Annotated in this window: 23 protein-coding genes; 5 read left to right on the top strand and 18 right to left on the bottom strand. The window is 74.1% G+C overall.

Translation table 11 applies throughout. The features are described 5' to 3' along the window. Position 1 precedes the first annotated feature (1 nt). On the bottom strand, positions 2 to 1420 hold the full coding sequence (locus ACME2J_RS13770) for a glycosyltransferase family protein (protein ID WP_495545496.1): 1419 nt from the start codon (positions 1418 to 1420) through the stop codon (positions 2 to 4). Between the two features lie 231 nt (positions 1421 to 1651). On the opposite strand from ACME2J_RS13770, the gene ACME2J_RS13765 reads away from it, so the two are divergent. From ACME2J_RS13765 to ACME2J_RS13755, 3 genes are read left to right on the top strand one after another with little or no spacing between them, the layout of a single operon-like run. Then, entirely contained in the window at positions 1652 to 2704 is a 1053-nt protein-coding gene (locus ACME2J_RS13765) for a glycosyltransferase family 2 protein (RefSeq protein ID WP_495545495.1), read from the top strand. After that, positions 2701 to 3336: a class I SAM-dependent methyltransferase gene (locus ACME2J_RS13760; protein ID WP_495545494.1), complete on the top strand. Its 636-nt coding sequence runs from the start codon at positions 2701 to 2703 to the stop codon at positions 3334 to 3336. Before ACME2J_RS13765 ends, ACME2J_RS13760 begins: the two co-directional genes overlap by 4 nt. 10 nt (positions 3337 to 3346) lie before the next feature. Further along, entirely contained in the window at positions 3347 to 4696 is a 1350-nt protein-coding gene (locus tag ACME2J_RS13755) for a lipopolysaccharide biosynthesis protein (RefSeq protein ID WP_495545493.1), read from the top strand. Positions 4697 to 4775: 79 nt separating this feature from the next. On the opposite strand, the gene fdhD is transcribed toward ACME2J_RS13755, so the two are convergent. The 4 genes from fdhD to ACME2J_RS13735 are packed head-to-tail and all read right to left on the bottom strand — an operon-like array spanning position 4776 to position 9953. Then, positions 4776 to 5561: a formate dehydrogenase accessory sulfurtransferase FdhD gene (gene fdhD, locus ACME2J_RS13750; protein WP_495545492.1), complete on the bottom strand. Its 786-nt coding sequence runs from the start codon at positions 5559 to 5561 to the stop codon at positions 4776 to 4778. Further along, positions 5558 to 7654: a formate dehydrogenase subunit alpha gene (gene fdhF / locus ACME2J_RS13745; protein ID WP_495545491.1), complete on the bottom strand. Its 2097-nt coding sequence runs from the start codon at positions 7652 to 7654 to the stop codon at positions 5558 to 5560. Before fdhF ends, fdhD begins: the two co-directional genes overlap by 4 nt. Then, positions 7651 to 8301 carry a 2Fe-2S iron-sulfur cluster-binding protein gene (locus ACME2J_RS13740; RefSeq protein ID WP_495545490.1) on the bottom strand — a complete coding sequence of 217 codons (651 nt, stop codon included), beginning with the start codon at positions 8299 to 8301 and terminating at the stop codon, positions 7651 to 7653. Before ACME2J_RS13740 ends, fdhF begins: the two co-directional genes overlap by 4 nt. Further along, positions 8298 to 9953: an NAD(P)H-dependent oxidoreductase subunit E gene (locus ACME2J_RS13735; protein ID WP_495545489.1), complete on the bottom strand. Its 1656-nt coding sequence runs from the start codon at positions 9951 to 9953 to the stop codon at positions 8298 to 8300. The genes ACME2J_RS13740 and ACME2J_RS13735 overlap by 4 nt, the downstream gene beginning before the upstream one ends. A 71-nt stretch (positions 9954 to 10024) precedes the next feature. Here ACME2J_RS13735 and ACME2J_RS13730 point away from each other — a divergent pair, with 71 nt between their 5' ends. Further along, on the top strand, positions 10025 to 10951 hold the full coding sequence (locus ACME2J_RS13730) for a LysR family transcriptional regulator (protein ID WP_495545488.1): 927 nt from the start codon (positions 10025 to 10027) through the stop codon (positions 10949 to 10951). 68 nt (positions 10952 to 11019) lie between these two features. On the opposite strand, the gene ACME2J_RS13725 is transcribed toward ACME2J_RS13730, so the two are convergent. The 7 genes from ACME2J_RS13725 to def form a co-directional block, all read right to left on the bottom strand. Further along, entirely contained in the window at positions 11020 to 13551 is a 2532-nt protein-coding gene (locus tag ACME2J_RS13725; protein WP_495545487.1) for an ABC transporter permease, read from the bottom strand. A gap of 5 nt (positions 13552 to 13556) precedes the next feature. Then, the gene (locus ACME2J_RS13720; RefSeq protein ID WP_495545486.1) at positions 13557 to 14297 is read right to left on the bottom strand and encodes an ABC transporter ATP-binding protein; all 741 of its coding nucleotides are present in this window, start codon (positions 14295 to 14297) and stop codon (positions 13557 to 13559) included. A gap of 75 nt (positions 14298 to 14372) precedes the next feature. Beyond that, a complete protein-coding gene (rpe, locus tag ACME2J_RS13715; protein ID WP_495545485.1) occupies positions 14373 to 15026 on the bottom strand; it encodes a ribulose-phosphate 3-epimerase in 654 nt (217 codons plus the stop codon). An 11-nt stretch (positions 15027 to 15037) separates the two neighbouring features. Continuing rightward, positions 15038 to 15265 carry a zinc-ribbon domain-containing protein gene (locus tag ACME2J_RS13710; protein ID WP_495545484.1) on the bottom strand — a complete coding sequence of 76 codons (228 nt, stop codon included), beginning with the start codon at positions 15263 to 15265 and terminating at the stop codon, positions 15038 to 15040. 10 nt (positions 15266 to 15275) lie between these two features. Beyond that, positions 15276 to 16484 carry a transcription antitermination factor NusB gene (locus tag ACME2J_RS13705; RefSeq protein WP_495545483.1) on the bottom strand — a complete coding sequence of 403 codons (1209 nt, stop codon included), beginning with the start codon at positions 16482 to 16484 and terminating at the stop codon, positions 15276 to 15278. A gap of 13 nt (positions 16485 to 16497) precedes the next feature. Beyond that, positions 16498 to 17322 carry a methionyl-tRNA formyltransferase gene (locus tag ACME2J_RS13700; protein ID WP_495545482.1) on the bottom strand — a complete coding sequence of 275 codons (825 nt, stop codon included), beginning with the start codon at positions 17320 to 17322 and terminating at the stop codon, positions 16498 to 16500. Positions 17323 to 17332: 10 nt separating this feature from the next. Continuing rightward, positions 17333 to 17950 carry a peptide deformylase gene (gene def, locus ACME2J_RS13695; protein WP_495545481.1) on the bottom strand — a complete coding sequence of 206 codons (618 nt, stop codon included), beginning with the start codon at positions 17948 to 17950 and terminating at the stop codon, positions 17333 to 17335. A gap of 56 nt (positions 17951 to 18006) precedes the next feature. On the opposite strand from def, the gene ACME2J_RS13690 reads away from it, so the two are divergent. Then, the gene (locus ACME2J_RS13690) at positions 18007 to 18351 is read left to right on the top strand and encodes a cupin domain-containing protein (protein ID WP_495545507.1); all 345 of its coding nucleotides are present in this window, start codon (positions 18007 to 18009) and stop codon (positions 18349 to 18351) included. Positions 18352 to 18481: 130 nt separating this feature from the next. Here ACME2J_RS13690 and priA read toward each other — a convergent pair whose 3' ends face one another. From priA to ACME2J_RS13660, 6 genes are all read right to left on the bottom strand, one after another. Further along, on the bottom strand, positions 18482 to 20569 hold the full coding sequence (gene priA, locus ACME2J_RS13685) for a replication restart helicase PriA (RefSeq protein WP_495545480.1): 2088 nt from the start codon (positions 20567 to 20569) through the stop codon (positions 18482 to 18484). A 73-nt stretch (positions 20570 to 20642) separates the two neighbouring features. Continuing rightward, positions 20643 to 21848, bottom strand: a complete 1206-nt coding sequence (gene metK, locus ACME2J_RS13680; RefSeq protein WP_495545479.1) for a methionine adenosyltransferase — start codon at positions 21846 to 21848, stop codon at positions 20643 to 20645. 219 nt (positions 21849 to 22067) lie between these two features. Further along, positions 22068 to 23390: a ribosome biogenesis GTPase Der gene (gene der / locus ACME2J_RS13675; RefSeq protein ID WP_495545478.1), complete on the bottom strand. Its 1323-nt coding sequence runs from the start codon at positions 23388 to 23390 to the stop codon at positions 22068 to 22070. Continuing rightward, complete coding sequence (cmk, locus tag ACME2J_RS13670; protein WP_495545477.1) at positions 23387 to 24001, bottom strand: (d)CMP kinase; 615 nt, start codon at positions 23999 to 24001, stop codon at positions 23387 to 23389. The genes der and cmk overlap by 4 nt, the downstream gene beginning before the upstream one ends. Positions 24002 to 24038: 37 nt before the next feature. Then, a complete protein-coding gene (aroA, locus tag ACME2J_RS13665) occupies positions 24039 to 25364 on the bottom strand; it encodes a 3-phosphoshikimate 1-carboxyvinyltransferase (protein WP_495545476.1) in 1326 nt (441 codons plus the stop codon). Then, positions 25361 to 26428: a prephenate dehydrogenase/arogenate dehydrogenase family protein gene (locus tag ACME2J_RS13660; protein ID WP_495545475.1), complete on the bottom strand. Its 1068-nt coding sequence runs from the start codon at positions 26426 to 26428 to the stop codon at positions 25361 to 25363. Before ACME2J_RS13660 ends, aroA begins: the two co-directional genes overlap by 4 nt. Between the last annotated feature and the right edge of the window lie 2 nt (positions 26429 to 26430).

Genomic DNA, 26430 nt, shown 5'->3' with positions numbered 1-26430 from the left:
GTCAACAGCGGACATGGGCCCCGTACTGGTCGTTGGCCGCAGCGAACGTGTACCCGGGCAGCGGGAGCGAGTCGGTGGCCTCGTCCGAGCGCTCGACGAGGGCCTGGCGCACCATCACGGTCCGGTTCGCGCCGTAGAGGGCGACCCCTCCCTCGCTGACGCGCCCGGTGTTGTCGGGGTCGCTGCGCGCGATGACGCGCTCCTCGGGCAGGTCGAGGATCCACCGGACGTCCGGGATGAGCTTGTGGTTCGGGACGGAGACGACCCCGCCGCAGGCGACCCCGCGCTGCACCGCGGGGTCGTGGAGGAGGTCGGCGAGACCCGCCCGAGCGTCGCCGCGCCACGTCAGCTCGTTGTCGAAGACGTGGAGGTTGACCCTCGTCGCGGTGTAGACGACCCCTCCGACGACGACGAGGATCGACAGCCCCATCCACGCACGCCGCGCGAGCGTCCCCTCCTTGAGCATCGTGAACCCGCCGAGGGCGACCGCGGCGAAGACCATCACCATGAGCGAGGGGACGAGCAGGTAGCGCTGGATGACGGAGAGCCCGGCGAGGCCGACGGCGGCGAACGTCGCGAGGCCGGCGACGAAGAGGGCGAGCGGCACGAGGATCCTGCGCGGAGCCATCCAGGCGCCGAGGACGAGCCCGATCATGCCGGCGACGACGACCGGGGCCTTGTCGAGCCGGACGAGGAAGTCGACGGTCGCCTCGGGGACCGCGCTGAGACCGGAGGCGCGCCCGAGCTCCTCCGCGAGGCCGCTCGTGTGCGTGTGCGAGAAGAGCGGGTCGCCGGTGACGATGAAGTCGGTGAGCGACCAGATGACGGGCGCCGCCGCCGTGTACGCGGCGTAGCGGACGCGAGTCGGCCAGTCGGCGGGCCACGCGCACCAGAGGAAGTACAGGCCGATGAGGAGCCACGCCTCCGGACGCAGGAGGCCGGCGAGAAGGAGGAGGACGAAGACCGGCGTCCCGCGGCGGGGCTTCTCGTACTCCAGCGCGGCGGCCCACACGACGAGCGCGAGGAAGGGGACGTCGAGGTAGCCGCGCGCCGCGAGGAACGGGAAGTCGAAGCGCGTGCACACGAGGCCCGCCGCGATGAGGCCGACGAGCGGGGTGAAGGCCCGGGAGGCGAGCCGGTACATGCCCGCGGCGAGGACGATGAAGCTGACGAGCGTCGCGGCGAGCATCACCCGGTCGGCCCCCTCGCCGAGCGGGACGAGCGCCGCGCCGAACACGATGGTGAGCGGATGCTGCGTCGGCGCCCGGTACGCGTCGAAGCTGAGGTTCTCGCCCGAGAGCAGCTCGCGGCCCCACACGAGGCCGTAGACCGAGTCGTAGTTCGGGTAGGTCGGGTAGTAGAAGAACCCGAAGACCGTGGCCGCGCAGAGGACGACGAGCCCGAGCAGGGGCCATGGCACGGCGCGAAGCCGCGCGAACGGATCGTGTCGGGTCGCCTGGCCTGGCCGGGACCCCGTGAGCGTCGCGCTCTCCATGGTGGTCGAGATCGAGCATCCGGGACCGGCGTGGCGCGGGCGCCCGTCCTCTGGGATACTCCGTCGGCGAGTGTACGGCACGTCGCCCCCGTCTCCGCCGTCACCCCCGCTCGCGCCGCACCCTTCGTCCGCGACCCGGCGCATCCGCGTGATCACATGAAGCTCATCATCCAGATCCCGTGCTGGAACGAGGAGGAGCAGCTCCCCGCGACCCTCGCCGACCTCCCGAAGGAGGTCGACGGCTTCGAGACGGTGGAGTGGCTCGTCATCGATGACGGCTCGACAGACCGCACGATCGAGGTGGCCCGTGAGAACGGCGTCCACCACATCGTCCGGCTCACGAACAACAAGGGCCTCGCTGCCGGCTTCCAGGCCGGGCTCGACGCCTGCCTCAAGCTCGGCGCCGACGTCATCGTCAACACCGACGCCGACAACCAGTACTCCGCCGACGACATCCCGAAGCTCGTCGAGCCGATCCTCGCCGGGCGCGCGGACATGGTCGTCGGCGACCGCGAGACCGACAGCATCGAGCACTTCTCGCCGCTGAAGAAGCGGCTGCAGACGCTCGGCTCGTGGGTCGTCCGCCAGGCGTCGGAGACGACGGTGCCGGACACGACCTCCGGCTTCCGCGCCTACAACCGCGAGGCGGCGATCCAGATGGCGGTCGTCTCGAAGTACACGTACACGCTCGAGACGATCATCCAGGCGGGCAAGCTCCTCGTCGCCACCGATCACGTGTCGATCGGGACGAACCCGAAGACGCGCGAGTCGCGGCTCTTCCCGTCGATGGGCTCCTACGTCCGCCGCAACGCGGTGGCGATCTCGCGGATCTACGCGCAGTACGAGCCCCTCAAGGTCTTCCTCCGTCTCGCCCTCGTCGCGGCCCTGCTCGCGTTGATCCCGTGGGTCCGCTTCCTCGTCGCCTACATCGACGGCGACGGCGCGGGCCACGTCCAGTCCCTCATCTTCGGTGCGGTGCTCTTCAACGCGGCGGTCGTCCTCGCCGCGCTCGGCATCCTCGGAGACCTCCTCTACGCCCAGCGGATCATGTCCCAGCGCATCTTCGAGAGAGTGCGGCGCATCGAGCTCCAGCTCGACGTCCCGCCGAGCCACTACGAGCCCGGGGCGAAGCCGACCGGCCAGCCGCCGACGACCGGCGCGCACGCCGGCGCGCAGCGCACCGAGGACCGACCGGCGGTGAAGCTGTGAGCGGCCCGGCGACCACCCAGGACGCCGAGGGCGTCGTCACCGGCAACACGTACGACAAGTACGGGTCGTCGAACCCGCTCGTGAAGCGCCTGATGGCGAACTTCGAGGGCACCCTCGACGAGCTCTTCACGGCTGCCGACCCGCAGTCCATCCTCGACGTCGGCTGCGGCGAGGGCGTCCTCGTGTACAAGTGGGCGCAGCAGCTCGGCGACAAGCGCGTCGTCGGCATCGACCTCGAGGAGGACTCGATCCAGGCCGGCTGGGCGGAGCGGCAGGCGCCCAACCTCGACTACCGGATCATGAAGGCGGAGAACCTCCCCTTCGCGGAGTCGGAGTTCGACATGGCGACGGCGATCGAGGTCCTCGAGCACGTGCCGGACCCCGAGCACACCGTCGCGGAGATGGCGCGGGTCGCGCAGCGCTGGCTGCTCGTGAGCGTGCCCCGGGAGCCGCTCTGGCGCGGGCTCAACATGGCGCGCGGCGCCTACCTCAAGGACCTCGGGAACACCCCCGGTCACCTCAACCACTGGTCGAAGCGGTCGTTCGTGAAGCTCCTCTCGCGTCACGGCGAGGTCGTCCAGGCGCGGTCGCCGTTCCCGTGGACGATGCTCCTCGTCCGTCTCACGAAGTAGAAGAGGGGACATGGCGGAGGCGCAGGGGGCGCGGGCCCGCGAGCCCGGCGACGACGCGTACGCGCGCGGCGCGCGGATCCTCTCCATCGGCATCGCGTCGACGGGCGTCTTCTCGTTCGCGTACTTCTCGGTCGCCAGTCACGTCCTCGATGCCGGCGACTACGGCGCGGTCGCGTTCCTGTGGTCGGTGCTGTTCGTCGTCATGTCGGTCATCTACCGGCCGGTCGAGCAGCTCCTCTCGCGGACGATCGCCGCGCGTCGGGCGCTCGGCGAGGAGGGCGAGCACCCGCTCCGCGTCCCGCTGACGCTGCAGGCCGGGTTCGCCCTCCTCTTCCTCGCGGTCGCGTTCGCCGCACGCGGCCCGCTCGACGACCGGCTGCAGTCCGACGCCCTCTTCTGGATCTTCGTCGGCGCCGCGGTGGCCTACGCCGCGAGCTACTTCGCTCGCGGCTACTTCGCCGGTCACCAGTGGTTCGCGCTCTACGGCGGCCTCGTCCTCTTCGAGTCCATCGCGCGGTTCGCGTTCCCGGTCGCCGTCGCGGTCGGGATCGCGAGCGGTCAGACGGCGGTCGCGCTCGGCATCCTCGCCGCGCCGCTCGCGTCGCTGCTGGTCGTGCCCGCGGCGCTCACCGCGCACCGTCGCCGGAAGCGCGAGCGCGCCGCGGTCGTGGAGGACCCGGCGCCCGAGGGCGCGACCGTCGCCCCCGCGGCGGGCCGCGAGGACGGCTCGCTGCGATCGGGCGCCGACTTCGCAGCGTCGGTCGCGATGGTCCAGCTCGCCGAGCAGACGCTGCTCAACGCGGCGGTCCTCACGGTCGCGGCGTCGGCCGGGAACGTCCTCGCCGGCGTCGTCTTCAACGCGTTCATGATCACGCGCGCGCCGCTCCAGCTCTTCCAGTCGATCCAGACCTCGCTCCTCCCCCACCTCGCCGGCCTCGAGGCCACGGAGGGCACGGAGGCCTTCGCTCGCGCGATCCGCATCACCGTCCTCGCGATCGCCGGCTTCGCGGCCGCGGTGACGCTCGGCCTCCTGGTCCTCGGCCCGTGGGTGATGGACCTCCTCTTCGACGACCCGTTCGAGTACGGCCGCTGGGGCCTGGCGGCGATCGGCCTCGGGATGGGGCTCCACCTCGTCGCGGGGACGCTCAACCAGGCGGCGCTGGCCCGGGGCCAGGCGCGCCTCGCGGCCGGCGCGTGGCTGCTCGCCGCAGCGGCCTTCGTCGCCTGGATGGTCGTCGGCGTCGTCGACGACGAGCTCGTGCGCGCCGAGACGGGATACGCGCTCGCGACCGGCGCGCTCTGCGCGGCGCTCGTGGTGGTCTACCGCCGCGGCGCCCCGGCGCGCACGCCGGCGTCCTGAGCGCCACGCGACGACCTCGAACGTCGATCTGCACCCCACGGGAGGGGTGCAGATCGACGTTCGTCGTCGCCCGCCAGGATCACGTGGGGATGCGGCCCGCGTCGGCGTAGACGTTCACCCGGTCGCCGCGGGCGAACGCCGCCACCGTGAGGCCGCGATCCCGCGCGAGCTCGATCGCGAGCGAGGTCGGCGCGCCGACGCCGACGAGGACGGGCGCGCCCGCCACGACCGCCTTCTGGACGAGCTCGAAGGAGATCCGCCCGCTCACGCACAGGAGCTGATCGCCGAGCGGGAGGAGCCCGTCGAGGAGCGCGCGGCCGACCACCTTGTCCATCGCGTTGTGACGGCCGACGTCCTCGCGCAGGAGCAGGAGCTCGCCCGCCGGGGTGAAGAGCCCCGTGGCGTGCATCCCGCCCGTGCGCTCGAACCCCGGCTGGCGCAGGCGGCCGGGGAGTGCGGCGAGGAGCGCGCGATCGACCGACGGGGTGCCGGCCGGGAGGGCGGGGGCATGCACCGCGACCTCCTCGAGCGCGCCCTTGCCGCACACGCCGCACGACGAGGACGTGTAGAAGCGGCGGCTTCCCGGGTCGCGGAGGAGCGGACCGGCGACCTCGACGACGTTCGCCGCGAGATCCGGGGTCGGTCCGGCCGCGCGCGGCCCGTCGATGAGACCCTCGCCGGCGAGGAAGCCGAGCGCGAGCTCCTCGTCGTGACCGGGGGTGCGCATGGTCACCGAGAGCGGCTCGCCGTCGACGCGGATCTCGAGCGGCTCCTCGACGGCGACGTCGTCGTCCGCGCCGTCGACGTCGACTCGGGCGACGCTGTGCGCGGCCGGCTCGCGCGGGACGGCGTCGCCCGTGGTCACGCCGTCGCGCCGACCGCGGGCGTCCGCGACGGCTCCTCGCTGAACGGTCGCACCGCGACCGCGACGACCTTGTACTCCGGGCACGAGGTGTTGACGTCGGCCGACGCCCCGACGAGCAGGTTGGTGCGGATCTCGGGGAAGTGGAACGCCGTGAAGACGCTGCCGGGCTCGATGCGGTCCGTCACCTTCGCGTCGAGCTCGATGCGCCCGACGCGCGAGCGGACCTCGACGCGCTGCCCGTCGCGGACGCCGAGCGCGGCCGCGTCCTCGGGGTGGATCTCGAGCCAGTCACCGGCGAGCAGCTCGATGTTGCCCGTGCGGCGGGTCATCGTGCCCGCGTTGTAGTGCTGGAGGCGGCGGCCGGTGATGAGCGTGAGCGGATGGTCGGCGTCCGGTGCGTCGCCCGGCTCGCGGAAGGGGAGCGCGGCGAGCCGCGCGCGGCCGCCCGGCAGCGCGAACTCCCGCTCGTAGAGCCGCGGGCTGTCGGTCCCGTCGGGCGCGACGGGCCACTGCAGCCCGCGGCGTCCGAGACGCTCGTAGGTCACCCCGGCGAACGACGGCGTGAGCGCCGCGATCTCCTCCATGACGTCCTCGGGCGACGCATACCCCATCTCGTGGCCGAGGGCTCGCGAGACCGTCGTGAGGATCTCGAGATCGGTCCGCGCGTCGCCGGGCGGATCGAGCGCCGCGTCGACGAGCTGCACGCGCCGCTCCGCGTTCGTGAACGTGCCGCGCTTCTCGAGGAACGACGAGGCCGGCAGCACGACGTCGGCGTACCGCGTCGTCTCGGTCTCGAAGATGTCCTGGCAGACGAGGAAGTCGAGGGACTCGAGCGCGCCGACGACGTGATCGGTGTTCGGATCGGTCTGCGCGACGTCCTCGCCGAAGATGTACATCGCCCGCAGCTTCCCGGCGACCGCCGCGTCGAACATCTCGGGGATCTTCATGCCCTTCGCGCGCGACAGCGACACGCCCCACCTCTCCTCGAAGCCGCGCGCGACCTCGTCGTCGGCGACCGATCGGTAGTCCGAGTACGTGTCGGGGAGCGCCCCCATGTCCGACGAGCCCTGGACGTTGTTCTGCCCGCGCAGCGGCAGGAGCGCCGACCCCGGGCGGCCGATCTTCCCGGTGAGGAGCGCGAGGTCGCAGAGGAGCTGGACGACCTCGGACCCGTAGCGGTGCTCGGTGACGCCGAGACCCCACAGGACGCACGCCTCGCCCGCCTCCCCGTAGATGCGGGCGGCGGCCTCGAGGTCGGCCGCGGACACGCCGGCGATCCGCGACACCTCGCGCGGCGTGTGGCGCGCGAGGAGCTCCCGCAGCTCTCCCGCGCCGTCGGTGCGGAGGGCGAGGAAGTCCTCGTCGGCGAAGCCGTCGCGGTCGAGGACGTGGAGGAGGCCGAGGACGACCGCCGCGTTCGTGCCGGGCCTCGGCGCGAGATGGACCGCCGCGTGCGCGGCGAGCTCGATGCGGCGCGGGTCGATCGTCACGAGGCGCATGCCGCGCATCGCCGCCTGCGCGATCCGGGCGCCCACGACCGGATGGCCCTCGGTCGGGTTCGCGCCGATGACGATCGCGGCGTCGGCGTGGTCGATGTCGGCGAACGACCCCGTCGCACCCGAGTACCCGAGGGCGGTCCGCATCGCGAACGACGTCGGGGAGTGGCAGACCCGGGAGCAGTTGTCGATGTTGTTCGTGCCGATCGCGGCGCGCATGAGGCGCTGCATCGCCCAGCAGTCCTCGTTCGTCGCCCGCGACGACGCGAGGCCCGCGATCGCGTCCGGGCCGTGGTGCGTCGTGACGCGGCCGAGCTCACGGACGATCCGGTCGATCGCCTCGTCCCACGTCGCCTCGGCGAGCCGGCCCGCGTGGTCGCGGACGAGCGGCGTCGTGAGCCGCTCTCGGTGACGGGAGAACCGGTGCGCGAACCGGCCCTTGAGGCAGGTGTGACCGCGGTTCGCCGGCCCGTCGGCGGCCGGGGCGATCGAGGCGATCGCGTCGCCGGAGACGCGCGCCTCGAGCCGGCAGCCGACGCCGCAGTAGCCGCAGGTGGTCGTCGTCGTGCGGTCGAAGCGCGTGTCGGTCGTCGTCATCGGGGTCCTCCGTTCGCGGCGGCGAGGTCGAGGAGCGAGAGCTCGGTGATCGCGTCCGTCGGGCAGGTGTCGGCGCACGCGCCGCAGGAGACGCACGCCGACGCGCGGAAGCCCTCGTCGATCCCCGCGGCGACGTTCGCGTGGAAGCCGCGACCGGTCGCGGTCAGGGCGAACGTCCCCTGGACCTCGTCGCAGGCGCGCACGCAGCGGCCGCACGAGATGCACAGCTCGTGGCGGAGCGCGAGGTACGGATGGTCGGCGTCGTGGCGCGGGGCGTGGACGGCGCCCGTCCAGCGCAGCTCGCCGACGTCGAGGTCGCGCGCGACCGCGGCGAGCTCGGTGTGCGGCGCGGGCGGCTCGGGCAGCTCGGAGAGGACGAGCTCGACGACGGCGCCGGCGACCCGGCGCGCGGTCGCCTCGCGCGTGTCGACGACCATGCCGTCGCGCGCCGGGGTGGTGCAGGACGCGACGGGGCCCGGCGCGCCGTCCACGCCGACGAGGCAGACGCGGCAGGCCCCGAACGGCGCGAGGCGCTCGTCGAAGCAGAGCGTCGGGACGTCGCGGCCGGCGAGGCGCGCCGCCTCGAGGACCGTCGTGCCCTCGGCGACGTCGATCGCCGCCCCGTCGATCGTGAGCCGCACGCTCACGCGAGCCCCAGCTCGTCGGGGAAGTGGCGCACCAGGCTGCGGATCGGCGCGGGCATCCCGCCGCCGTGCGCGCACAGGCTCCCGAGCTCGAGGGCCTCGAGGAGCGCCTCGAGACGCCCGCGATCGACGGGCGCCTCGGCGGCGACCATCTCGTGGGCGCGGGTGAGGCCGACGCGGCAGGGGAAGCACTTGCCGCAGCTCTCGTGGGCGCCGAAGCGCAGGAGGTGCCGGGCGACGTCACGCATGTCCGTCGTGTCGTCGAACGCGAGGATCGAGCCGTGGCCGACCATGCAGCCGACCTCGGCGAGCGGCGCGAGGTCGAACGGCGTGTCGAGGAGCGAGGCCGGGAGGATCCCCCCGAGCGGGCCGCCGATCTGGACGGCCTTGATCGCGCGGCCGTCGCGCAGGCCGCCCGCGACGTCCTCGCACAGCGCGCGGACCGTGAGGCCGAACGGCACCTCGACGACACCGGGGCGCACGACGCGCTCGTTGAAGCAGACGAGCTTCGACCCGGCGGTCTCCGAGGCGGGGCTGAGCGCCCGGTACGCCTCGGCGCCGCAGGCCGCGATGACCGGCACGCTGCAGAGCGTCTCGACGTTGTTGACGACCGTCGGCAGGCCGTGGAGGCCCTCCTGCGCGGGGAAGGGCGGGCGTGCCGAGACGGTTCCGCGCAGCCCGTGGAGGCAGGCGAGCAGCGCGGTCTCCTCCCCCACGACGTAGGAGCCGGCGCCGAGCACCACCGACACGTCGAAGGAGAAGCCCGTCCCGAGGACGTCCTCGCCGAGCAGCCCGTGTTCCCGGGCGCGACCCGCCGCGGCGTCCAGCGCGGGCTTCGACGCCGGGTACTCGGAGCGCACGAGGACGTACCCGTGCGTCGCGCCGACGGCGTAGGCGGCGAGGGCCATGCCCTCGAGGAGCAGCTCCGGGTTGCGCTCCATCAGGTGCTTGTCGATGTAGGAGCCGGGGTCGCCCTCGTCGCCGTTGACGACGATCGCCTTCGGCGCGCCGGGGGCGTCGCGGGCGAACCGCCACTTCGTCCCGGTCGGGAACGCCGCTCCGCCGCGTCCGGTGAGCCCGGAGGCCTCGACCTCGTCGAGGAGCGTGTCGGGCGTGTGGACCTCGAGCGCGCGGCGCAGCCCCGACCAGTCCCCGCGGCGCGTGAGCACCGGGCGCGCGAGCAGGCTGCGGGCCTCGGGCTCCGCGGCGGGGCGCGCCTCGCCGGCGACGACGCGCTCGACCACCCCCGGGCCGGCGTCGACGACGTCGCCGTCGCGGACCGCCGGCGCGCTGTGGCACAGGCCGAGGCAGACCGTCTCCGCGAGCGAGACGGCGCCGTCCGCCGACCGCTCGCCGAGGCCGACGCCGAGCCCCGCGGAGAGGGCGTCGAGATGGGCGCCGCCGGTCGCGGCGTGGCACGCCGTGCCGGTGCAGACGCGGACGTGGCGGGCGCCTCGCGGGGCGAGGAGGTCGTCGTAGAAGGTCGCGACGCCGTGGACAGTCGCCTCGGGGAGGCCGGACTCGGCGGCGACCGCGCGGACGTCGTCGGAGGTCAGTGCACCGCTCGTCTCGACGCGCGCGGCGAGACGCTCGACCGTCGTCGGCTCGGCAGGGTCCTGTTCGCGGCGCGCGAGCGCGACGAGGTTGCGCGACATCGCGCGAGCATCCTCCGGAGGGGCCCCCGACGCAACTCGCATCGCCGACCATACGATAGACGGCGTCTATCATGAGCGCCGCGGTGCTCGTCTCCCAGCTCACGTATCTCGCGGCGCTCGCGCGGGAGGAGCACTTCGGCCGCGCCGCGGACGCCTGCCACGTGACGCAGCCGACGCTGTCCGCGGGCATCCGGCGGCTCGAGGAGGATCTCGGCCTCCTGCTCGTCCGCCGCGGCCGGCGCTACGAGGGACTCACGCCCGAGGGCGAGCGGATGCTCGCGTGGGCGCACCGCATCCTCGCCGACGTCGACGGCCTGCGCCGCGACGTGGGCGCGCTCTCCGCAGGCCTCACCGGCCGGCTGCGCCTCGGCGCGATCCCGACGGCGCTGCCGATGACCTCCCAGCTCACCGCGCCGCTCCGCGCCCGTCACCCCCAGGTCGACTTCGCGATCACCCAGGCGACGTCGCGCGAGATCGAGGACGGCCTGCGGCGCTCGACCCTCGACGTGGGCGTCACCTACCTCGACAACGAGCCGCTGCGTGAGGTGAGGTCGCGGGCCCTCTACCGCGAGCGCTACGTCCTCCTCTCCCGGCCGGACGGGCCGCACGCGCGGGCCGACGCGGTCGCGTGGGCCGACCTCCGCGACACGCCGCTCTGCCTCCTCGACCCGACGATGCAGCACAGGCGCATCGTCGACGCCGCGTTCGGCGCGGCGGGCGTCGTCGCGCCGCGCCCGGTCCTCGAGACGAACTCGATCACCGCGCTCGTCGCCCACGTCCGCGACGGGATCGCCGACGGCGTCGTCGCGCACACCTGGCTGCGCCTCCTCGATCCCGGTGCCGACGTCGTCCCGATCCCGCTCGCGCGACCGGAGGTCGAGCGGTCGGTGGGAGTCGTCTGGCCCGACCGCGACCCGGAGCCGCTCCTCGCCCGCGCCTTCGTGGACGCAGCCACGGCCACCCCGAACGGGCCGAACCGGATTCCTGCGGTGCCATAGCACCGCAGGAATCCGGTTCGGCGCTGCGGGCTGGGCCGGCGCAAGCCGGCCCAGCCCGGCCCGCCCGGCTACTCGTGGGCGAGGGCTTCCAGGACGTCCAGCCGGCTCGCCCGCCGCGCCGGGATCGCCGCCGCGAGCATGCCGGCGACACCCGAGAGGACGAGGAGGACGACGAGCGACCCGACCGGGACGTGCAGCTCGATGTCCTCGATCGACGCGGTGAACACGAGCGAGATGACGACGCCGACCGCGAGCCCGAGCAGCCCGCCGATGACCGCGATGACGACCGACTCCTGGCGGATCATGGACCGCACCTGACGGCGCGACGTGCCGATCGCCCGGAGCATGCCGAGCTCGCGCGTGCGCTCCGTGATCGAGAGCGCGAGCGTGTTCACGATCCCGAAGAGCGAGACGATGACCGCGAGCGCGAGGAGCGCGTAGATGAGGCCGAGGACCTGGTCGATCTGCGCGGCCTGGTCGTCCTTGAACTCCTCGCCGGAGAGGACCTCGGTCTGCGGGAACGCCTCCGCGAGCGCGCCCTCGACGGCGCCGAGGACCGTCTCGACGTCCGCCCCGTCCTCGGCCGCGAGGAAGAGGTACGAGTCACGTGACGCGCCGATGTCCCGCCCGACGGTCTCGTTGGGGACGACGCGGTCGCCCATGAGCTCCGCCCTGTCCTCGTAGGTCCCCGCGACGCGCAGGTCGAGTCTGTCCCGCCGCGCCGTCCGCACCGTGAGGACGTCACCGGCCTCGAGGTCCTCGTCGTCCGCGTAGTCCTCCGAGATCGCGACCTCCCCGGGCTCGAGCGCCGCGACGACCTCATCGCCCTCGAAGACGTTGTAGACCCGGGTGAAGGTCTCCGGCTCGATCCCGGTCACCGGCTCGTCCTCGCCGTCGATGCGCACCTGCGCGAAGCGCAGGCCCGAGACGGTCGCGACGCCCTCGACCGCCGCGACACGCTCGCCCACCTGCGGGCTGAACGGCGAGAACCCATCGGTGTTCTGCACGACGGCGTCCCCCGCCAGCCCGCGGTCGATGTAGCCCGCGATCGTCTCCTTCGCGCTCGCCGCGAAGATCGACGCGAAGGCCACGAGCGCGACGCCGATCATGAGGGCGGCCGCCGTCGCCGCGGTCCGGCCGGGCTGGCGGACGGCGTTCTCGCGCGCGAGCCGTCCCGTGATCCCGCGCAGCGGCCGTCCGACGACCGCCGCGATCGGGCCGACGAGCTTGGGGCTCATCAGCCCCACGCCGATGAACGTCGCCGCCGCGCCGAACCCGGCCGTGCTGAGGGCGGTCGTCGTGTCCGAGATCGCGACGAGCGAGAGCACCAGCGCTGCGACGCCGGCGACCGTGAGGACCACCGCGAGCGGGAACGCGAACCGCGAGCTCCGGGTCTCGGGCAGCGGGACGCCTTCGCGCAGCGCGGCCACCGGCGGGACGCGCGTCGCCCGCAGGGCCGGTGCGAGGCTCGCGATGAGCGTGACCGCGACCCCGACGACGAGCGCGACGACGATCGTCCGCGTCTCGACGACGGTCCCCTGCGCGGGGAGGTCGAAGCCGATCGCGGAGAAGAGCGCCTCCAGCCCCTTCGCGACGATGACGCCGAGCCCGAGGCCCACCGCGCTCCCCGCCGCGCCCAGCACGAGGCCCTCGGCGAGGACCGAGCGCATCACCTGGCCGCGCGTCGCGCCGAGGGTGCGCAGGAGCGCGAACTCCCGCGCCCGCTGCGTCACGGTGATCGAGAACGTGTTGAAGATGATGAACGCGCCGACGAAGAGCGCGATCCCGGCGAAGGCGAGGAGCGCCGTCGTGAGGAAGCTGAACTCGCCCTGGATGTCCTCGGTCTGCTCGGTCGCCTCCTGCGCGCCCGTCCGGACGTCGAGCTCGTCGGGCAGCGCCGCGTCGACCGTCCGGCGCAGCTCCTCGGGGTCGACGCCCTCGGCGGCGGCGACGTCGATCTGGTCGAACTCGTCGACCTTCCCGACCATCCGCTGCGCCTCCGGCAGCGTCATCAGCGCCAGCGACGCCCCGCCGAAGCTCTCGGCGCCGGCGATCTGCACCTTGGCGACGACCTCGTAGGACTTCTTCGGCTCCCGCGCGACGATGTCGACCCGCTCGCCGACGTCGAAGCCCTCGCGGTCGGCCGTCGCCTTGTCGAGCGCGACCTCGTCCGGTCCGGCCGGCAGGCGCCCCTCGGCGACCTCGAAGACCTCGAAGCGCTCGAGCTGCGCGATCGAGCCGATGAAGGTCGGGGGGCCGTTCGACACCGGGTCGCCGTCGTCGTCGAGGATCTCGCCGTTCTGGTCGAAGACCGAGCCCGAGACGGCCGCGACCCCGTCGAGCCCCTCGATCGTGCGCGCGACGTCGTCCGGGATCGGGTCGACGCCCTCGAACTCGTCGGCGGTGAGGTCGTCCCCGCGCGTGACGACGACGTCGGTCTTCGCGAACGACGCCTCGAAGATGCGGTCGAAGGAGCGGTTGATGGTGTCGGTGAAGACGTACGTCCCCGCGATGAGCGTCACCCCGAGGGCGACGGCGAGCGCCGTGAGGACGAGCCTCGTCCGGCGGGCGAGGAGCCCGCGCAGAGCGACCTTGCGCATGGCGCCTAGGCTCCGACCGCCGCCGCGCGCTCGTCCGAGACGATCCGGCCGTCCTGCAGCGTGATGATGCGGTCGGCGATCTCCGCGGCGCTGCGCTCGTGCGTCACCATGACGATCGTCTGGCCGAAGTCGTCGACGCTGCGCCGCAGCAGGCCGAGGACCTCGCCGGACGTCGTCGAGTCGAGGTTGCCCGTCGGCTCGTCGGCGAAGACGACCTGCGGCTTCGAGGCGAGGGCGCGCGCGACGGCGACGCGCTGCTGCTGCCCGCCGGACAGCTCGGCGGGCCGGTGCGTGAGCCGGTCGCGCAGGCCGACGACGTCGATGAGCCGGTCGACCCACTCCTGATCGGGGTCCCGGCCGGCGATCGACAGGGGCAGGAGGATGTTCTCCTCCGCGTCGAGCACCGGCACGAGGTTGAACGACTGGAAGACGAAGCCGATCCTGTCCCGACGCAGCGTGGTGAGGTCGCCGTCGTCGAGGGTGGTGATGTCGACGTCGTCGATGAGCACGCGTCCGCTCGTCGGTCGGTCGAGCCCGGCGAGGATGTGCATGAGCGTCGACTTGCCGGACCCCGAGGGACCCATGATCGCGGTGAACTCGCCCGCCGGGAACGACGTGGTGACGCCGGTGAGAGCGTGGACGGTCGCCTCGCCGGTGCCGAAGGTGCGGGTGACGTCCTCGGCGCGGACGAGCGTGGTCGACCCGGCGCCGAGGGGGGACGCGCCGGGGGCGGTGTCGTGGGACATGGCGCGCAGACTGCCACACGGCCCCCGCCTGGTCGATCGGGGTTCCTCCCTAGGTGCCCGCGGGGCGGCGTCGCGTCAGCCGCCCGCGGCGGCGAGGATCTCCGCGTAGGCGGCCGCGGGGTCCGAGGCGCCGAAGACGGCGGAGCCCGCGACGAGATGCGTGGCTCCCGCCTCGACGCACGCCGACGCGGTCCGCGCGTCGACGCCGCCGTCGACCTCGATCGGCACGTCGCCCCCGAGCACCGCGCGCAGGCGGCGGATCTTGTCCGGCGAGCTGTCGATGAACGGCTGGCCGCCCCACCCCGGGTTCACGGTCATGCAGAGCGCGAGATCGACCTCGAGGTCCTCGTAGGCGGCGAGCGGCGTGCCGGGGTTGACGGCGAGCCCCGCCTTCACGCCGTGCTCGCGGATGCGCTGGGCCACCCGGTGCGCGTGCGCGGTCGCCTCGGCGTGGAAGCTGATGACGTCGGCGCCGGCCTCGGCGAAGAGGTCGACCTGCCGCTCGGGCCGCTCGATCATGAGGTGGCAGTCGAGGACGATCCGATCGCCGAACATGCCTCGCAGCGCCTGGACGACGATCGGCCCCATCGTGATCGGCGGGACGAACGCGCCGTCCATGACGTCGACGTGGATCCAGGTGGCGCCCGCGTCCACCAGCATGCCGACCTGCTCGCCCAGGCGGGCGAAGTCGGCGGAGAGGATCGACGGGGCGATGATCGGGGCTGACACGGCGCGCGACGCTACACCTCGACGAGCAGCGATGCGCCGCAGTGCCCGCACTCGGGCGCCGAGGTGCGCGTCATCCGCGCGAACGTCGAGTGCTCCCCGCACTCCGGGCACGCCGACCGCAGCTCGAACCGGTGGAAGCAGCTCACGCAGCGGAACCGGCCCGTGAGCTGGGTCTGCCGCAGCCACGGCTCCCCGCAGTGCGGGCACGTCGGTCCCGCTTTCCAGACGGACTCGCCCACGTCCCCGATCCTACGCATCCGCGCCGACGTCGGGCGCACGTCGCTCGCGCGCGATGTAGAAGCCGTCGGTCCCGTCGCGGTGAGGGAGGGTCCGCAGCCGCTCGTCACCGGCGACCCGCTCCTCGGCGGCCGAGATCGTGCACGTCGAGAAGACGAGCGTCCCGCCCGGCGCGAGCGCCGCGCGCGCGGCGGCGACGATGCGGTCCTGGAGGGCGACGAGCCGCTCGATGCCCTCCTCCGACGCGCGCCACCGCAGGTCGGGGTGCGTCCGCAGCGTCCCGAGCCCGCTGCACGGCGGGTCCACGAGCACGCGGTCGAACGGGACGGACGTCGTGAACTCGGCGGCGTCGCCCTCGACGACGGTGACCGAGCTCGCGCCCATCCGCGCGCACGTCCGCCGGAGCGCCTCGGCGCGACCGGGATGCCGCTCGACGGCGACGATCTCCCCGCGGTCCCCCATGAGCGCGGCGAGGTGCGTCGTCTTCCCGCCGGGGGCGGCGCAGAGGTCGAGCACCCTCTCCCCCGGCTGCGGGTCGAGGAACGGCGCGACGAGCTGCGAGGCACGCGACTGCGGCGTCACCGCGCCGTCGCGGAAGAGCGCGGAGCCCGCCACGTCGAACGGGCCGTCGACGACGAGCGCGTCGTCGACGCGCCGCCCCGCCGGCAGGTCCTCCGTCGCCGGCGGGCGCAGCGTGTTGACGCGCAGGACGAGCTCGGCCGGCTCGTTGTCCGCGGCGAGGAGCGCCCGCGTCTCCTCGGGCCCCAGCTCCTCCCACCACCGGCGGACGAGCCAGAGCGGGTGGCTGTGGCGCACCGCCGCGCCCTCGGGCGTGTCGTCGGAGGGCAGCTCCGCCCCCTCTCGCTGGACGCGCCGCAGGATCGCGTTGACGACCCGGTGGCCGCGGCTCGGCTTCGCGAGCTCGACGCTCTCCGAGATCGCCGCGTGGGGGGCGATGCCGTCGAGGAAGAGCAGCTGCTCCAGACCGAGCCAGAGGGCGGCGCGGACGCGCGGCTCGAGGTCGCCACGGGCGTGGCGGGCGACGAGGTGGTCGAGCGTCCCCTTCCGCTGGACCACGCCGAACGCGAGCCGCTTGCAGAGGGCGCGGTCGCGCGGATCGTCGAGCCGCTCGAGCTCGGCGCGCAGGGCGCGGTCCGCGTAGGCGCCCTCCTCGAAGACGCGCAGGACGACGCGATGCGCGGCGACGCGCGCGGGCGACACCGCCGGACGCGGCTCAGCCCCGACGGCCACGGAGGTAGTCCGCGTAGGGCATCGGGCGGCCACCCGGCGGCTGCACCTCGAGGAGCTCGAGCTCGCCGTCGGGCGTCGCGCGGGCTGCGCGGACCCCGAGGAAGGAGCCGTCGTCCAGCGCGAGGCGCGCGCCGATGTGCGGGTGGAGCGCCCGGACGACGCGCTCCTGCTCGATCGCGGGCGCCGAGGGGTCGAGGGTCCGGTCCGCGGCCGTGATCTTCTCCGCGTACGTCACGCCCTCCTCGGGCTGCTCGTCGAAGGCGGGACGCTCGTCGAGGACGCGGAGGAGGAGCTCCGCGCCGAGGCGCTCGAGCCGCGGCGCGAGGCTCCCGTACGTGTCGTCGGGCGCGATCGCCTCGGTGCCGACGAGCGCGACCGGGCCGCTGTCGAGGCCGGCCGTGAGCCGCATGATCGACACGCCCGTCACCCTGTCGCCGGCCATGATGGCCCGCTCGATCGGGGCTGCTCCGCGCCAGCGCGGCAGCAGGGACGGGTGGACGTTGATGATCTCGTGCTCGGAGAGGAGCGGCTCGCGGATGAGCGCCCCGTAGGCGCAGACGACGAGCGCGTCGGCCCGCGCGGCGGCGATGCGCTCCCGCGACTCCTCCGCGCCGACGTCCTCCGGCTGGGCGAGGTCGAGGCCGAGCTCGCGGGCGGCGTCGGCGACCGGCGGGCTCTGGAGCGTGCGGCCGCGTCCCTTCGGCCGGTCGGGCCGCGTGACGACGAGCGCCGGGGCGTGCGGCGAGGCGGCGAGGCGGCGGAGGATCGACTCCGCGAACTCCGACGTCCCGAGGTAGACCGTCCTCACGGCCGGCGACTCACCCGAGATCCGGGCCGCGGACGCCGGACTCCTGCGCCTCGCGCATCGCGCGCATCGCCTCCTTGCGCTGCTGCCGGGTCGTGCGGTCGAGGATGAGGACGCCGTCGAGATGGTCCATCTCGTGCTGGATGACCCGCGCCTCGAGGCCCGTGGCCTCGATGCGGATCTCCTCGCCCCACTCGTCGAGCGCGCGCACGCGGACGTGGATCGGCCGCTCGACGTCGACGTGGACGCCCGGAAGGCTGAGGCAGCCCTCCTCGAAGATCTCCGACTCCTTGCTCTTCCACTCGAGCTCGGGATTGACGAGCGCGGCGAGCGGGGCCTCGCTCGTGAGGCGGTACACGAGGAGGCGGGTCGGGACCCCGAGCTGCGGAGCGGCGAGGCCGATGCCGAGGGAGTCGTCCATGAGCGAGCCCATGCGCTGCACCTCGAGACGGAGGTCGTCGTCGAAGTCCTCGATCGGGCGGGCCCGCGTCTTGAGGACGGGGTCGCCGAACTGGCGCACGAGCTTGAGCGCTTCGCGGCGGCGGGCGATCACCTCCGGCGGGAGGCGCGGAGGCTCGTCCTCCGGGACGGCGACCTCTGCGGTCGCGGTGTCGTCGGTGACGTCGGACATCTCCCCACAGGGTAGCCGGGGGCGTGCCGGAGCCGGAGACGGGGTACGTGAGCGACATGCAACTCTGGGACCTCTCCACTGTCGACGTCGAACCGCGCAAGCCGGTCGTGATGCACTCCGACGAGGGCGCCGCGCGGCTCGTCGCGATCAACCTCGAGGCCGGTGACGCGCTCGACGAGCACCAGGTGCACGAGCACGCCTGGCTCCTCGTCCACGAGGGCGAGGTCGAGGTGGCCGTCGACGGCGCCCCCCGGACGGTCGGCCCGGGGAGCTTCGTCCACTGGGAGCCCGGCGAGCGGCACTTCGTCCGCGGGAAGAAGGACGCCCGCCTCTTCCTCATGCTCGCCCCGTGGCCGGGCGTCGGCCACCCGAGCAACAACCGCCGCGACGCGACGCTCTGAGCGCCGCGCGCGCCCGGGCCCGCTCCGCCTCTCCCGGCCCGCCGAGAACTCGAGACCGGTCCCCATCGGGCCGGTCTCGAGTTCTCGCGCGCCCCGGGGGCCTCGGCGCCCGCAGGACCGGCGCCCTCCCCTACTGCGGGTCGACGTCGACCGACAGCGCGACGTCCTTGTGCGTCCGGTCGCCGGCGACCGCGTCGACCGCCGCGCCGATCGCCGCGACGGCCGCGGCGCGGTCGGTCGCCTTCACCACGAGCTGCCGGCGCTCACGGCCGCGCAGGCGGAAGAGCGGCGCGGGCCCGAGGATCTGCGCGGCGGGCGGCGCGAGCGCCGCGCCGCCTTCGCGGTCGAGGGCCGCGCGGACGGCCGCGGCCGTCTCGGCGACGCGCTCGGCGTCCTCGGCGGCGCACACGATCCGGACGAGCGTCGAGAACGGCGGGTAGCGGAGGAACCGGCGCCGCTCGAGCTCGCCGGCGACGAAGCCGTCGGTGTCGTGCTGCGCCGCGTGGGCGATCGCGGGCGCGTCGGGGTCGAGCGTCTGCACGAGCACGCGGGCCGGCGGGTCGGCGTCGCCGCGCCCCGCCCGCCCGGCGAGCTGCGTGACGAGCGCGAACGTCCGCTCCTCCGCGCGGAAGTCGGGGAAGCGCAGCGTCGCGTCGGCATCGACGACGACGCCGAGCCCGACGTCCGGGAAGTCGTGCCCCTTCGCGACGACCTGCGTGCCGACGAGCACCGCGCGATCGGCCTGCTCGAAGCGCCGCAGGACGTCCGCCCCGCCGCTCACCCCCGCGTCGAGGCGCAGGACCGGGAGGCCGATCCCCGCGAGCTCGTGCTCGAGGCGCTCCGTCCCGGCGCCGTGACGGGCGAGCGAGATCGAGCCGCAGTCGGGGCACGACCGGGGCACGCGCTCGCGATGACCGCAGTGGTGGCAGGAGACGACGCCCTCCGCGCGGTGCATGACGAGCGTGACGTCGCACTGCGGGCAGTCCCAGGTGCGGCCGCACGACCGGCACGTGAGGAAGTTCGACCATCCGCGCCGGTTGAGGAGGACGATCGCCTTGCGCGCGTCGACGAGCGCGTCGTGCGTGCGCCGGTGGAGCACCGTGCCGGCCGGCGTGGCGCGCATGTCGACGATCTCCACGCGCGGGAGCGGGTGCCCGTCGGCCCGGTGCGGGAGGACGACGCGCCGCAGCGCGTGGACGGACTCCGGACGCGGCGTCGCGCTCCCGCAGACGAGCACCGCCCCCGACTCGGAGGCCCGTCGCTCGGCGACGTGGCGGGCGTCGTAGCGCGGATCGCCCTCGTGCTTGTACGACGCGTCGTGCTCCTCGTCGACGACGATGAGGCCGAGGTCGCTGAGCGGGGCGAGGACGGCGGACCGCGGGCCGACGCAGATCCGCGCCGCGCCGTCGCGCAGCCGCCGCCACTCGTCGTAGCGCTCCCCGGGCGAGAGCTGCGAGTGGAGGACGGCGACCGTGTCGCCGAACCGGTCCGTGAAGCGGGCGACCATCTGCGGCGTGAGGCCGATCTCCGGCACGAGGATGAGCACGGTCCTCCCCGCGTCGAGCGCGCGGCGCGCGGCGTGGAGGTAGACCTCGGTCTTGCCGCTCCCCGTCACCCCCTGCAGGAGGATCCGGTCGCCCGGGGTCGCCGCGCCGATCGCGGCGACGGCCTCCTCCTGGTCCGGGTTGAGGGCCGGCGGGTCACGCCTGGCGCCGACCGGGACGTGCACGGGCGCGCGCCGGACGCCCTGCGCGGTGATCGTCACGAGCCCGCGCCGCTCGAGGCGCCGCAGCGCGGCGAGGTCGGCGCCCGCCGGCCGCGGGAGCGAGGAGAGGAGCGCGCGCTGGTTGTCGGTGAGCCGCTCACCCTCCTCGGGCGGGCGCGCCGCCGCGGCGTGGTGGCGTGAGCGCTCGCGGACGCCGGCCGGCGGCAGCAGGAGCGAGAGCGCGCGCGCCGGCGTCGAGCAGTACTCCCGCGCCATCCACGTCGCGAGGCCGACGAGCTCGGGGGGCAGCGACTCGGGCAGGACGCGCCGCGGGACCGCGAGCTCGTGCTCGCTGCTGTCCGTCACCGCGGTGACGACGGCGCGGACCGTGCGCCGCCCGAACGGCACCTCGAGGAGCGCCCCCACCCCGGCGCCGTCCGGCCGCACGTAGTCGAACGGCCCGCGCAGCGCACGGGCCGTCGTGAGCGGCTCGACCTGGACGACTCCGGACACGGGACGGGCCACGATACGCCGAGGGGCGGACCCTGCGGCCCGCCCCTCGGCGACGTCCTGATGTCTGCGGGCCCTAGAGGCCGGCGGCGTCCCGGAGGGCGTCGGCCTTGTCGGTGTTCTCCCACGTGACGCCGAGGTCCTCGCGGCCCATGTGGCCGTAGGCGGCGAGCGGACGGTAGCCGGGGTTGTGGAGCTTGAGCTCCTCGCGGTAGGCGCCGGGGCGGAGGTCGAAGACCGCGTCGACCGCCTTCGCGATGACCCCGCGGCCGACCTTCTCCGTGCCGAACGTCTCGACCATGATCGAGACCGGGTGGGCGACGCCGATCGCGTAGGCGACCTGGACCTCGGCCTTGTCGGCGAGGCCCGCGGCGACGATGTTCTTCGCGACCCAGCGCGTCGCGTAGGCGCCGGAGCGATCGACCTTCGACGGGTCCTTGCCGGAGAACGCGCCGCCGCCGTGACGGGCCATGCCGCCGTAGGTGTCGACGATGATCTTGCGGCCGGTGAGCCCGGCGTCGCCGACGGGGCCGCCGATGACGAAGCGGCCGGTCGGGTTGACGAGGAAGTCCTTGCGGACGCGGTCGGCGTGCATCATGTCCGCCGGGATGACCTTCGTGACGACGTGCTCCCAGAGGTCGTCCGTGATCTGCTCGCGCGTCGCCTCCTCGGCGTGCTGCGTCGAGATGAGGATCTTCTCGACGGCGACGGGCTTGCCGTCGACGTAGCGGACCGACACCTGCGTCTTGCCGTCGGGACGGAGGTAGTCGAGGACGCCCTTCTTGCGGACGTCGGTGAGCGTCTGCGCGAGCTGGTGGGCCCACGTGATCGGCGCCGGCATGAGGTTCGGCGTCTCGTTCGTCGCGTAGCCGAACATCATGCCCTGGTCGCCCGCGCCCGCGATGTCGAGCTCGTCCGTCGAGCCGGCGGTCCGGGCCTCGTCGGCCTGGTCGACGCCCTGGGCGATGTCCGGGGACTGCTTGTCGATGCCGTTGAGGACGGCGGCGTGGTCGGCGGAGAAGCCGAGGTTGCCGTCGATGTAGCCGATGTCGCGGATCGTCTCGCGGACGACGTCCTGGATGTCGAAGACCGACTTCGTGGAGATCTCGCCGGAGACGACGACGAGACCGGTGTTCACGAGGGTCTCGCAGGCGACGCGCGAGTTCGGGTCGTCCTTGAGGCAGGCGTCGAGGACGGCGTCGGAGATGTTGTCGGAGACCTTGTCGGGATGGCCTTCGGTCACCGACTCGGACGTGAAGAGGTACTCGTTGTCGTTGCTCATGGGAAGTGGTGTGAGCTCCGGGTCGTAGTCCCTCCGCGGGCCTGCGGACGTGACCTGGCTGCCCGCACTCGCCGGGACGATCGAGGGGTCCGATCCCGGCACGCGTGGCTTCCAAGGCCATCGATCCGCGGCGCGGAGCGTTGGCTAGAAGGCGCAGACACTATCCGGATGGCGGCTCCCGATGCGTTCTGCGGGACGCGGGAGCCCTCCGGGACGCCCCTACCGGCGGTCGCTGCGGCGCTGCGCGCGCTCGTTGAAGTCGATGATGACCGGGACGCCGTCGAGGCCGTACCGGGCGCGGAGGCGGTTCTCGATGAAGTACGCGTAGTCGCGCGTGACGCGGTCGCGCGAGTTCACCTGGATCGCGAACCGCGGCGGGCGCTCGTCGATCTGCGCCATGTAGAGGAGCTTGAGCCGGTGGTTCTGCTTCGCGGGCGGCTGACGCGCCTGGACCGTGTCGGAGAGGAAGCGGTTGAGCTCCGAGGTGGGGATGCGGCCGCGCATCCGGTCGCCGAGCGCGATCGCCTCGGCGAGCACCCGCTGGACGTGACGGCCGGTGAGCGCGCTCGCGGTGAGGACCCGCGGTCGCAGGCGCAGCTTCGTGTGGGCACGGGCCCGTTCGTGGTCGAGGTCCTCCTCGGTCATCGCGTGCTCGTCCCACTTGTTGAGGACGAGCGCGGTGGCGCACCCCTCCTTCATCGCGAGCTCGGCGATCCGGAGGTCCTGGGAGGTGATGCCGTCGGCGGCGTCGCAGACGACGAGCGCGACGTCGGCGCGCTCGACGGCGCGCTGGCTGCGGAGCGTCGTGAAGTACTCGACGGACTCCTGCACCTTCGCCTGGCGGCGCATCCCGGCGGTGTCGACGATGACGATCTTCCGCCCGTCGACCTCGATCGGCAGGTCGATCGCGTCGCGGGTCGTCCCGGCGACGTCGGAGACGATGACGCGGTCCTCCCCCACGAGGCGGTTGAGGAGCGTCGACTTGCCGACGTTGGGTCGCCCGATGAGGGCGAGGCGCAGGACGTCCTCCTCCTCGTCCTCCTCGTCCTCGTCGGGGAGCAGCTCGACGATGCGGTCGAGGAGGTCGCCCGTGCCGAGCCCCTGGACCGCGCTCACGGCGTGCGGCTCGCCGAGACCGAGCGAGTGGAACTCCGCCGTCATGGGGACGTCCTCGAGCCGGTCGACCTTGTTCGCGGCGAGGAGGACGGGCTTGTCGTGGCGGCGCAGGAGGTCGGCGAGCTCCTCGTCGCCGGGACGCACGCCGGCGCGGGCGTCGACGACGAGGACGGTGACCGCGGCCTCCGCCATCGCCGCGCGGGCCTGCTCCCGGATCGACACGCCCATCGGGTCCTCGTCGAGCTCGTCCATGCCCCCGGTGTCGATGAGCGTGAACGTGCGGCCGTTCCACTCGCAGGTGAGCTCCTTGCGGTCCCGGGTGACTCCCGGGCGCTCGTGCACGACAGCCTCCCGCGTCCCGGTGAGGCGGTTGACGAGCGAGCTCTTCCCGACGTTCGGGTAGCCGACGACCGCGACCTTCGTCATCGTGCGTCCCGCACGGGCTCGACGAGCCGGACGATCGCCGCCACGACGTCGTCGATCGTCATGCCGGTCGTGTCGACCGTCCGGGCGTCCTCCGCGGCGACCATCGGCGCGTGGTCGCGCTCGCGGTCGCGGCGGTCGCGCTCGAGCACGTCCTCGAGGGGCACGTCGCGGCGGCGCGCCCGCTCCGCCGGATCCGCGTCGAGCCACACCTTCACCTCGGCGTCGGGGGCGACCACCGTCCCGATGTCCCGGCCCTCGGCGACCCAGTCCCCACCCGCGATGAGCGCGCGCTGCGCGTGGACGAGCGCCGCGCGGACGGCCGGGTCGGTCGCGACGCGGGAGGCGGCCTGCGCGGCCCCGGGCGTGCGGATCTCCGCGCTCACGTCCTCACCGTCGAGGAGGACGCGGTCCCCTTCGAAGGCGATCCGCGCCGCGACGTCCGCCGGGTCGACGTCGGGCCGGCCGGGGGCGTCGAGCGCCCGCGTCGTGACGAGCCCGACGCAGCGGTACATCGCCCCGGTGTCGAGGTAGGTGAAGCCGAGCGCGTCGGCGACGGCGCGGGCGACGGTGCTCTTCCCGGCCCCCGCAGGGCCGTCGATGGCGACGAGCATCGGCCCATTCTCCCAGGAGACGAGCCCGGGACGCGTGCTACGCCCCTGGGAGCAGGCTCGCCATGTCCCCGGCGAACCCGGGATAGGACACGGCGGCGGCCTCCATCCCGACGACCTCGACGCCCTCCTGCGACGCGAGCCCGGCGACCGCGCCGAGCATCGCGAGACGGTGGTCGCCGTGGGCGTGGATCGTCCCGCCGCGCAGCGATCCGGTCCCGGTCACGACGAAGCCGTCGGGCGTCGCCTCGATCTCGGCGCCGAGGCCGCGCAGGCCCTCCACGACGAGCGTGATGCGGTCGGACTCCTTCACGCGCAGCTCCTGCGCGCCGCGGACGACCGTCTCCCCCTCGGCGAAGCAGCCGAGGAGCGCGACGAGAGGGAGCTCGTCGATCGCGAGGGGCACCTCGTCGGCCTCGACGACGGTCCCGACGAGCGGGCCGCTCGCGACGTCGAGGTCGCAGATCGGCTCCGTCTCGGGGATCGTCCCGTCGGCCGGCGGCGCCTCGAGGTTCCCGAGGACGATCCCGCCCATCCGCTGGACGATCCGCACGAAGCCCGTGCGCGTCCAGTTCGTGCCGGTGCCGCGGACGATGACGTGCGACTTCGGGACGAGCACACCCGCGGCGATCGCGAACGCGGCGCTCGACGGGTCCGCGGGGACCGCGATCTCGTCGAGCACGAGCTCGTCGGCGCTGCGCACGGAGATCGCGTTGCCGTCGCGGCGGATCGTCGCCCCGGCCGCCGCGAGCATCCGCTCGGTGTGGTCGCGGCTCGGCACGGGCTCGCGGACGATGGTCTCGCCGCCGGCGACGAGACCGGCGATGAGGACGCAGGACTTCACCTGCGCGCTCGCGACGGGCAGCTCGTAGTCGATGCCTTCGAGCCGCGCGCCCGTGATCGTGAACGGCGGGAAGCGCCCGTCGGTGGCGTCGATGCGCGCGCCCATCTCGCGGAGCGGCACGGCGATCCGGTCGACCGGACGCCGGCGGATCGACTCGTCGCCGTCGAGCGTGTAGGAGCGGCCCTCCTGGGCGGCGAGCCAGCCGGGCAGGAGCCGCATGAGCGTGCCCGCGTTGCCGACGTCGATGGGCTCGTCGACCTCCGAGGCGTCGCGCAGCCCGGTGCCCCGGATGACGAGCTCGTCGGGCCGGCGCTCGACGAGCGCCCCGAGGCGGGCGACGGCCGCGAGCGTCGAGTTCGTGTCGGCGGCGTCGAGGTAGTTGCGGACGACGACCGGCTCGGAGGCCATCGCGCCGAGCAGCGCCGCGCGGTGGGAGATCGACTTGTCCGCGGGCGGCGTGAGCTCGCCGCGCAGCCGGCGCGCCGGCTCGAAGCGCACGCGCCCGGGCTCGCCGGCGCTCACGCGCCCTCCTCCCCGCGGAGCTCGAGCCCGGCGAGGAGGCGCGAGGCCTCCTCCGCGCGGTCGGAGGCGATCCAGAGCGACACCTCGCCGGTGCGATCGTCGGGGGACGGGGAGAGCGTCATGTCGTGGATGTTGATCCCTGCGCGGCCGAGGACGAGAGCGATCTCCGCGACGATCCCCGGGCGGTCCGTCACCGCCACGGTGAGGTGGCTGAGCGGACCTCCGCCCGCCCCCGCATCGCGGAGCGCGTCGCGATGCTCGCGGGCCGCATCGTTCCACGCGGCGATGCCCGGCGCGTCGCCGTCGTCGAGCTGGGCCCGGAAGGCGCGCAGGCGCGCGATCGCGTCGTCGACCTGCGAGCCGAGCGCATCGCGGTTCGCGAGGTAGATGTCGGTCCACATCGTCGTGTTCGCGCCCGCGACCCGCGTCGCGTCACGCAGGCTCGGGCCGATCGCGAGCGGGGTGCCCGCCTCCGCGAGGACCTCGTGGGCCTGCGTGGCGAGGACGTTCGCGAGGACGTGCGGGAGATGCGAGACGACCGCCATCGCCCGGTCGTGCTCGACCGCGCCGATCGCCTGCGGGCGCGCCCCGAGCGAGGCGACGAACCGGGCGAGACGCTCGTAGAGCACCCCGGGCGCGTCGGGGCGCGGGGTGAGGTACCACGTCGCGCCGTCGAGCAGGTCGGCGCGCGCGTGACGGACGCCGGCGGTCTCGGCCCCCGCGAGCGGGTGGCCGCCGATGAACCGGCGGTCGGCGACGGCCTCGACGACGCCCGCCTTCGCCGACCCGACGTCGGTGACGACCGCATCGGGCCCGGCGGCGCGGAGCGCGTCGCCGACGACCCTGGAGATGTCGCCGACCGGCGCGCAGGCGACGACGACGTCGGCGCCCGTGACGGCGCCCGCGAGGTCGTCGGCCGCCTCGTCGAGCGCGCCGACCTCGACCGCCTCGGCGGCCGCCGAGGCATCGGGGTCGTACCCGGCGACGCGGGCCCCGGCGCGCGTCCGCGCCGCGAGCCCGATGGAGCCGCCGATGAGACCGGTGCCGAGGATCGCGACGCGCACGC

It is taken from the genome of Paraconexibacter sp., from assembly GCF_059438195.1.
Note: the sequence above shows the minus strand (reverse complement) of the source record. Positions and strands in the feature narration are given on the sequence as shown.

Bases quoted from the DNA above. Each gene is read 5' to 3' on its own strand.
- ACME2J_RS13765 (WP_495545495.1), top strand. From the start codon at position 1,652: ATGAAGCTCATCATCCAGATCCCGTGCTGGAACGAGGAGGAGCAGCTC.
- ACME2J_RS13755 (WP_495545493.1), top strand. From the start codon at position 3,347: ATGGCGGAGGCGCAGGGGGCGCGGGCCCGCGAGCCCGGCGACGACGCG.
- fdhF (WP_495545491.1), bottom strand. From the start codon at position 7,654: ATGACGACGACCGACACGCGCTTCGACCGCACGACGACGACCACCTGC.
- ACME2J_RS13735 (WP_495545489.1), bottom strand. From the start codon at position 9,953: ATGTCGCGCAACCTCGTCGCGCTCGCGCGCCGCGAACAGGACCCTGCC.
- ACME2J_RS13730 (WP_495545488.1), top strand. From the start codon at position 10,025: ATGAGCGCCGCGGTGCTCGTCTCCCAGCTCACGTATCTCGCGGCGCTC.
- ACME2J_RS13725 (WP_495545487.1), bottom strand. From the start codon at position 13,551: ATGCGCAAGGTCGCTCTGCGCGGGCTCCTCGCCCGCCGGACGAGGCTC.
- ACME2J_RS13720 (WP_495545486.1), bottom strand. From the start codon at position 14,297: ATGTCCCACGACACCGCCCCCGGCGCGTCCCCCCTCGGCGCCGGGTCG.
- def (WP_495545481.1), bottom strand. From the start codon at position 17,950: ATGTCCGACGTCACCGACGACACCGCGACCGCAGAGGTCGCCGTCCCG.
- ACME2J_RS13690 (WP_495545507.1), top strand. From the start codon at position 18,007: ATGCAACTCTGGGACCTCTCCACTGTCGACGTCGAACCGCGCAAGCCG.
- metK (WP_495545479.1), bottom strand. From the start codon at position 21,848: ATGAGCAACGACAACGAGTACCTCTTCACGTCCGAGTCGGTGACCGAA.
- der (WP_495545478.1), bottom strand. From the start codon at position 23,390: ATGACGAAGGTCGCGGTCGTCGGCTACCCGAACGTCGGGAAGAGCTCG.
- cmk (WP_495545477.1), bottom strand. From the start codon at position 24,001: ATGCTCGTCGCCATCGACGGCCCTGCGGGGGCCGGGAAGAGCACCGTC.